At 47.2% G+C, this 6,796-nt stretch carries 5 protein-coding genes and 1 pseudogene; 4 read left to right on the plus strand and 2 right to left on the minus strand.

From position 1 onward, the window contains the following. Positions 1-67 precede the first annotated feature (67 nt). Positions 68-445 (minus strand): annotated as a pseudogene (locus QUB35_RS37975) (response regulator transcription factor); the annotation flags it as partial. 157 nt (positions 446-602) lie between these two features. On the opposite strand from QUB35_RS37975, the gene QUB35_RS37980 reads away from it, so the two are divergent. Beyond that, positions 603-980, plus strand: a complete 378-nt coding sequence (locus QUB35_RS37980; protein ID WP_333148110.1) for a hypothetical protein — start codon at positions 603-605, stop codon at positions 978-980. Positions 981-1,240: 260 nt separating this feature from the next. Here QUB35_RS37980 and QUB35_RS37985 read toward each other — a convergent pair whose 3' ends face one another. Continuing rightward, the gene (locus QUB35_RS37985; RefSeq protein ID WP_333148112.1) at positions 1,241-1,645 is read right to left on the minus strand and encodes a BON domain-containing protein; all 405 of its coding nucleotides are present in this window, start codon (positions 1,643-1,645) and stop codon (positions 1,241-1,243) included. A 432-nt stretch (positions 1,646-2,077) separates the two neighbouring features. Here QUB35_RS37985 and QUB35_RS37990 point away from each other — a divergent pair, with 432 nt between their 5' ends. From QUB35_RS37990 to QUB35_RS38000, 3 genes are all read left to right on the plus strand, one after another. Next, the gene (locus QUB35_RS37990; RefSeq protein ID WP_333148114.1) at positions 2,078-4,792 is read left to right on the plus strand and encodes a cation-transporting P-type ATPase; all 2,715 of its coding nucleotides are present in this window, start codon (positions 2,078-2,080) and stop codon (positions 4,790-4,792) included. Between the two features lie 81 nt (positions 4,793-4,873). Further along, on the plus strand, positions 4,874-5,401 hold the full coding sequence (locus QUB35_RS37995) for a hypothetical protein (protein ID WP_333148116.1): 528 nt from the start codon (positions 4,874-4,876) through the stop codon (positions 5,399-5,401). A gap of 165 nt (positions 5,402-5,566) precedes the next feature. Continuing rightward, positions 5,567-6,796, plus strand: a 1,230-nt coding sequence (locus tag QUB35_RS38000; protein WP_333148118.1) for a sodium:proton antiporter, incomplete at its 3' end; no start/stop codon positions are given.

The following is a 6,796-nucleotide window of genomic DNA, read 5'->3' on the forward strand; positions in this document are numbered from 1 at the left end:
AGGCTACTTCAGTCTACACCAATTGTCGTGAGTATTACCTACAAGTCTAGGAAAATATCATCCTAGCAATTGCTCCTTGCCAAAGGGGCGATCGCCGTCTTAATGCCCGCACTCGTGCCATGAATTCAACCAAGTCGATCGGTTTCACCAGGTAATCATCTGCACCTGCGTCTAACCCGGTTACTTTTTCCGGCGTGGTGTCTCTTGCCGTGATCATCAAAATCGGCGCTGTTTTCCCTGCCGATCGATATTGACGACAGAGATTTACCCCACTGATATGTGGCAACATCCAGTCCAAAATCAACAAATCATATTCTTTTTCTGATAACAGCCACTGGGCCGTCTCTCCATCTTTTACCCCATCCACGCTATGCCCTGCTTGAGACAGCACTGTTTGAAGCGGCATCAGTTGCTTTGGGTCGTCCTCCACCAGCAAAACTCTCATATCTCGGCTCGCCTCCTTCGCAGCTTGCAGTTTTCATAATTATTAGAGTTTGAGGTGATTCGCGCATCTTCTTTAAGCTAGATTTTAGGAGATATTAAGTTGTATTAAAGTGCCAATAGATAGTATTAGGCTCAGAATGGATGGAAAAGAATAGCGGATGATTAGACGTTGGCTAAAAGCATCAGGTGCAGAGTTTTGGTTGCCATTGCCGTTTGTGGCGATCGCGTTTTGGGTTGGCTCGAGTTTCCTAATGGCTCAAGAATTACAACAACCCCAGATCGCAAAGAATAAACTTCAGGCAGATACCCAGCTTAAAGCAACGGTATCTGTCAATATATTGCTCATCAACGCAGTGATTAACCGAAAACAAGGAACAACCCAGGTTGCGGTAGAAACAGCAGAACCGATTTTGAAGCGATTGGAATTAGAATTGCCAATGACTGACGCAACCCACATAGAGGAAGCGATCGCGCAAGAGCTCCAGTTATCACGTCAAAATGTTCGCCAGTTAGTCCGTTACGAGATTGTTGAATAAGTTTATTCTTTCAATATTGCGATCGCATCCAGTAGACCTATTGCAAAAATCCTTTTCATCAATTTATGATGGGACGGGCAAGATGCCCATCCCACAAGAGTTATTTTTTTTGTGGGATGGGCATCTTGCCCGTCCTATTTATTTTTGTGATCGCATCCAGTCAAATAAGGTTGCCAAATCCATAGGTTTCCTGGCTGGGATCGAGCAATTCCTCAAGTGGCAAGAAGCGTCCAATACTCTTGCCGCTTGAGGATTAATAACTACTGAGTGACGATTTCGTTATTGATTGAAACATTCGCTGCTGTTTGCCGAGCAATTTGTTCTGCCAATGCTTTTTGTTCTGCCGTTTGAACGCGCCCTGTTAACACAATCGAATTATCCCGATCATCTGCTTCCAAATCGAATTGCTTGAGGGTACCATCGGAGTCTAAGGCCTCTTCTACGCGATCGGCAATATCGTCAATGTCTTGATTTTGAGGCGTCTGTGCGGTCGTGGTTGCAGGCGCTGGAGTGGTTGGAACAGTCGTATTTCCAGTGGCAGTTGTGGGAGCAGAAGTAGATGGAACAGTTGTCTGTGGAGTATTGGGGGAGGTGCAAGCACCTAAACCCAAAATAGCAACAGTGCTGACGCTGATTCCTTGCACCAATAGCTTTAATAATTGCATATTCTTTGTTTGTTTTGTTTGTTGTGAAACGCAATTTTGCCGATAAACCTCAGCATGAAGTCTTTGAGGATTTGAACTCAATATAGCCTTTCGAGCTCTCATATGAGGTACTCATGGGCATAGGCCTTCGTGGGCATAGGGCATACCTCACTTTTTTGAGAACTCCTCTAAGTAAATGTACCATAGTTCATCCATCAAAAGTAATGCTTTTTACAACCCTTTTAATAAAAGGTAACAATAAATCAAATCGAGTGAACTAAGGTTGGCAAGTTTATAAGTTATCTTAATCGGTTCTCTGCCTAAGTATAGGGAGCAAATGTGATCCAAATGTGAGTAACAGAAATCAGTCGCTCACTTTTCCCTCACTTTCATCAATGACGCTAGAAATCAAGACGAAATAACAGAGAAGCAGTTGGCTTGACAAGAAACGTTATGACTGCAACCAATGTAGAAAAATTAGTAGAACACTCTTGGCATCACCTTTCTGTCGAGAAAGTAGCTCGGATTTTAGAGACAGACCTGGAAATAGGTCTATCTTCCGAGGTGTCAGCGGAACGGCGCGAGCTCCTCGGCCCCAATCAACTAACGGCTCAGAAGCAGCAAAGTGCCTGGTTGCGATTTTTTCAGCAACTGAATCAGCCGCTAATCTACATTTTGTTAGCTGCTGGGATAGTAACAGCATTTCTGAAAGAGTGGATTGATTCAGGGGTAATTTTGGGGGTTGCTCTGACGAACGCCACCATTGGTTTCGTTCAAGAGTCAAAGGCAGAGAATGCGATCGCCGCTTTAGCAAAATCTGTTGCAACTGAGGCAACCATTCTCCGCAACGGTCAAAAGCAAGTGGTTTCATCCAGCGAACTCGTTCCTGGCGATCTCGTCTTGCTGTCTTCAGGGGATAAAGTGTCTGCGGATCTGCGACTGATCGACGTCCGTGACTTACAGGTAGATGAGTCAGCCTTAACGGGAGAATCTGTCCCGGTCCAGAAGCAATCCCAGGCGCTAGAGGCAGACGCTGCACTGGCCGATCGCACGAACATGGCGTATACCGGAAGCCTGGTAACGTTTGGACAGGGACGCGGACTGGTCGTCAGCATTGGTGACATGACCGAGACCGGACACATCTCCCAACTCATGCAGCAAAGTAGCACACTGGAAACGCCACTGAGTCGCAAAATTGACAAATTTAGCAAAACCTTGCTCTATGTCATTTTAGGTTTGGCTGCCTTCACCTTTGTCGCAGGCATTGCCCAGAGATTTTCTTGGGTTGAGGTGTTCAAGGCATCTGTGGCGCTTGCCGTCAGCGCAATTCCTGAAGGCTTACCCGCGATTTTAACGGTGACACTGGCGATCGGGGTTTCTCAAATGGCAAAGCAGGACGCCATTATTCGCAAACTTCCGGCAATTGAGACGCTGGGCAGCACCACCGTGATTTGTTCCGACAAAACCGGAACCTTGACTGAGAATCAAATGACAGTTCAGGAGATTGATGCCGGTGGAAAGCGATATCGGGTTAGCGGTGGAGGATATGCACCAGACGGGAAAATTTCTGTAAACGGACACTCGGTTGACCTGGCGAACGCACCTGCCTTATATGAATGCCTGCAAGCAGGATTGTTGTGCAACGATTCTTATCTAGACGTGCAAGACGGGAACTGGACTGTAGTCGGTAGTCCAACGGAAGGGGCGCTGGTTGCGGTAGCCCAAAAAGCGGGGTTAATTACTGAGAAACTCGAGGAATCGCTTTCGCGGCTCGATACACTGCCGTTTGAATCTCAGTTTCAATACATGGCAACCTTACATGACGATCGTCCACAACGCTTGATTTATGTCAAGGGTTCAATTGAGGCAATTCTCAAGCGGTGTGGCCAGATACTCGATGAACAGGGAGAGGCGAGATCCCTCAACCCCGCGCCGATCGAGCAAACCGTGGACAGAATGGCGAAAAAAGGGTTGCGAGTTCTGGCACTTGCCAAGAAAGTTGTACCCGCTTCTCAATCTTCAATTGAGCATTCTGATATTGAGCAAGGGTTAACTTTTCTGGGTCTGCAAGGCATGATCGACCCGCCTCGCCCCGAAGCGATTCAAGCGATTCAAGCCTGTCGATCTGCGGGAATTCAGGTCAAGATGATTACGGGCGATCATGCCAAAACAGCAGCAGCGATCGCGCAACAAATGGGACTAAATCAAACCCAAGAGGCTCCCGTTTTTACGGGTCAAGAACTCGCTCAAATGAATCAGCAGCAATTAGCCAATGCTGTCGAACAAAGCTGCGTGTTTGCTCGTGTAGCACCAGAACAAAAGCTGCGGATTGTCGAAGCACTTCAGTCTAAGGGCGAGATTGTGGCGATGACTGGAGATGGAGTTAACGATGCTCCCGCCCTGAAGCAAGCTGACATTGGAATAGCGATGGGTATTACAGGCACCGAAGTTACAAAAGAAGCAGCGGATATGCTGTTGACAAACGACAACTTTGCTTCGATCGAGAAAGCAGTTAAGGAAGGGCGCACGGTTTATAAGAATCTGCTGCGGGCGATCGCCTTCATCCTGCCCGTGAATGGTGGAGAGTCCATGACCATCTTGATTGCCGTACTTCTGGCAACCCCGCTACCCATTTTGCCAGTACAAATTCTCTGGCTGAATATGGTCAGTTCAGTTGCGTTGAGCTTACCGTTGGCATTTGAGCCGCCCTCTCCCGATGTCATGCAACAGCCACCTCGACCTGCCAATGAACCGCTTCTGTCTCGCAGGCTGACGACTCGGATTTTGACAGTTTCGGTATTTAACTGGATTGCGATCTTTGGGATGTTTGAATGGATCGTCCAAACCACAGGCAATGAAGCTCTAGCCCGGACGATGGCAATTCAAGCATTGGTTGCAGCCGAAGCTTTTTACCTGTTAAGCATCAGTCGCTTCGTTCCGGCGAGCGTCGCCAAACTACGCGGTAAAGATGAATCAGTTGGCTATGCTGTGGCGATCGGCATTGGGGCTATTTTCATTCTCCAATTCCTGTTTAGCCAATGGGGCATTATGAATCAGTTATTCGAGACTCAAGCTTTGACCGCAATCCAAGGCTTAATTTGTATCGGATTCGGACTGCCAATGATTGCTTTGTCAGCTTTGCTAAAACGTTTTGCACCTCTGAGCTAAGCGGTTTTTGTGATGCGGGCATTGCAAGCGACTTTACACACTATTTACCAATTTTGTAGCGTTGAATATTGAATATCTCTCATGAATTACCAAAATCTCAAACGTGCTAGCGGCCTATTTACTAATCATCGAAACGCAGAGCAGGCGCTAGTTGAGCTAAAAAGCAAGGGCTTCCCCATGCACAAGATTTCTGTGATTGCTCAACCTTCTGACAATGATGATTTGGACTCTCTGGGTGTGCAGCAAATTTTAATTACAAGAGCAGCAGGCGCACAAGTAGGCGCTATATTAGGCAGCATACGACTAGGTTCACTAGCCTTAATTGTTGGACTCAGCAGCCTGCTAATTCCCGGTATTGGTCAGGCAGTAGCGGTGGAAAGCATTTTAGCAACTTGCTTTGGAAGTGGGATTGCTGCAACTGCTGGCGGTCTATATGGTGCACTTCAAGGATGGTTGGTGCCAGAAGAACAAGCAAGAATTTACAATAACAGATTTAACCAGGGAGATTATTTGATCGTCCTGGAGGCAAGAGAAAATGAAATCGTGATTGCTGAACCTGTCCTTAAACGTTGGGAGATTCTGACGTGGCGTGTCTGTGATGCTACCTAAATTCAAGGTAATATAAGAAAGACAATTACATTGCGGTTCCGCCTGCTGCAAAGTGAACCGTCTCCTGCCAGCTAAAAGCGTAGTTAATCTGTCAATTTCTTTGAGGAAAACGAGTTTATGACAGGAGTATCGGCGATCGAGTCGATTGTAGCGCAAGCACCTCCCTTGGGCAGCAATCCTGCTACAAATAGCCAAACGGCAGGAGCCATTCCTGAATTGGTCATCATCTTGATCATTCTGCTGCTGATTGCAACTGTTGTGGCACTCGTAACTCAACGGTTGCGAATTCCCTATGTGACGGGCTTAGTGTTAGCAGGCTTGCCCATTACGGAGGTCTTGTCGCGTCGAATTGGTTTAGACCCCTCTTTAGTATTAAATCTTTTCCTACCAATTCTGATTTTTGAAGCAGCTATCAATACTGATATCAGCCGTCTCCGCAGCACCTTTAAGCCGATCGCCCTGCTGGCGGGTCCAGGCTCGATCTTTTCCTCAGCAATTATCGCTGTTCTGGTTAAATTTGGGCTGGGGCTAGACTGGATTCCAGCGTTGCTGATCGGAGTCATTCTGGCAAACACTGATACAGTCTCGATGATTGCGGTTTTTAAAGAGATCCGTGTGCCTTCTCGATTGTCCACCATTGTTGAGGGAGAAACTCTGTTCAATGATGCGGCTGCTCTAATTTCATTTAATTTGGTTTTGGTAATTTATGCGACAGGCTCTCTCACAGCTATACAAGGCGTGAAGGAACTGCTCGTGGTTGCATTAGGTGGGGCAGTGGTCGGGGGTGTTTTAGGTTACTTGAGCGTGCCGATATTTGTTCGCTTAAACGATCCGTTGAGTAGCCTTTTGCTAACCGTCGCTCTCGCATTGGGAACCTTCCAAATCGGACAATTTTTAGGCGTATCGGGCGCAGTGGCGGTGGTCATCACCGGACTTGTTTTTGGCAACCTTGGGCTGCCTCGCAGTTCGTCTGCCTCGGATCGGATTACCTTGCTGAGTTTCTGGGAATACGCTGGTTTTGGCGTCAATACGTTTATTTTCCTGCTGATTGGAATTGAAATTAACCCGCTGACGCTGTGGAGAATTTTGCCATCCATTTTATTCGTCATTCTGGCCTATCAACTGGGACGGATTCTCTCGGTCTATTTGTTATTAGCGGGGCTGCGTTGGTTCGATCGCCCCATTCCGCTACGCTGGCAGCACATTTTGGTTTTAGGGAATATTAAAGGGTCTCTCTCAATGGCCTTAGCTGTTGCGATTCCCTTGACCCTACCAGGACGGGATAACATCATTGCCCTGGTGTTCGGTGCAGTTTTATTCTGCTACACAAATACTAGACAAGTCTCGACATTTGCTTCTTACTTCATCGGGAGCATGGGAGCGGTTATCCCTCAG

It is taken from the genome of Microcoleus sp. B13-B6 (assembly GCF_036705405.1).
In the GTDB taxonomy this organism is placed as follows: domain Bacteria; phylum Cyanobacteriota; class Cyanobacteriia; order Cyanobacteriales; family Microcoleaceae; genus Microcoleus.

What these genes read in the sequence shown, in the direction of transcription:
- QUB35_RS37980 (WP_333148110.1), top strand. Translation starts at nt 603, where the DNA reads ATGATTAGACGTTGGCTAAAAGCATCAGGTGCAGAGTTTTGGTTGCCA.
- QUB35_RS37985 (WP_333148112.1), bottom strand. Translation starts at nt 1,645, where the DNA reads ATGCAATTATTAAAGCTATTGGTGCAAGGAATCAGCGTCAGCACTGTT.
- QUB35_RS37990 (WP_333148114.1), top strand. Translation starts at nt 2,078, where the DNA reads ATGACTGCAACCAATGTAGAAAAATTAGTAGAACACTCTTGGCATCAC.
- QUB35_RS37995 (WP_333148116.1), top strand. Translation starts at nt 4,874, where the DNA reads ATGAATTACCAAAATCTCAAACGTGCTAGCGGCCTATTTACTAATCAT.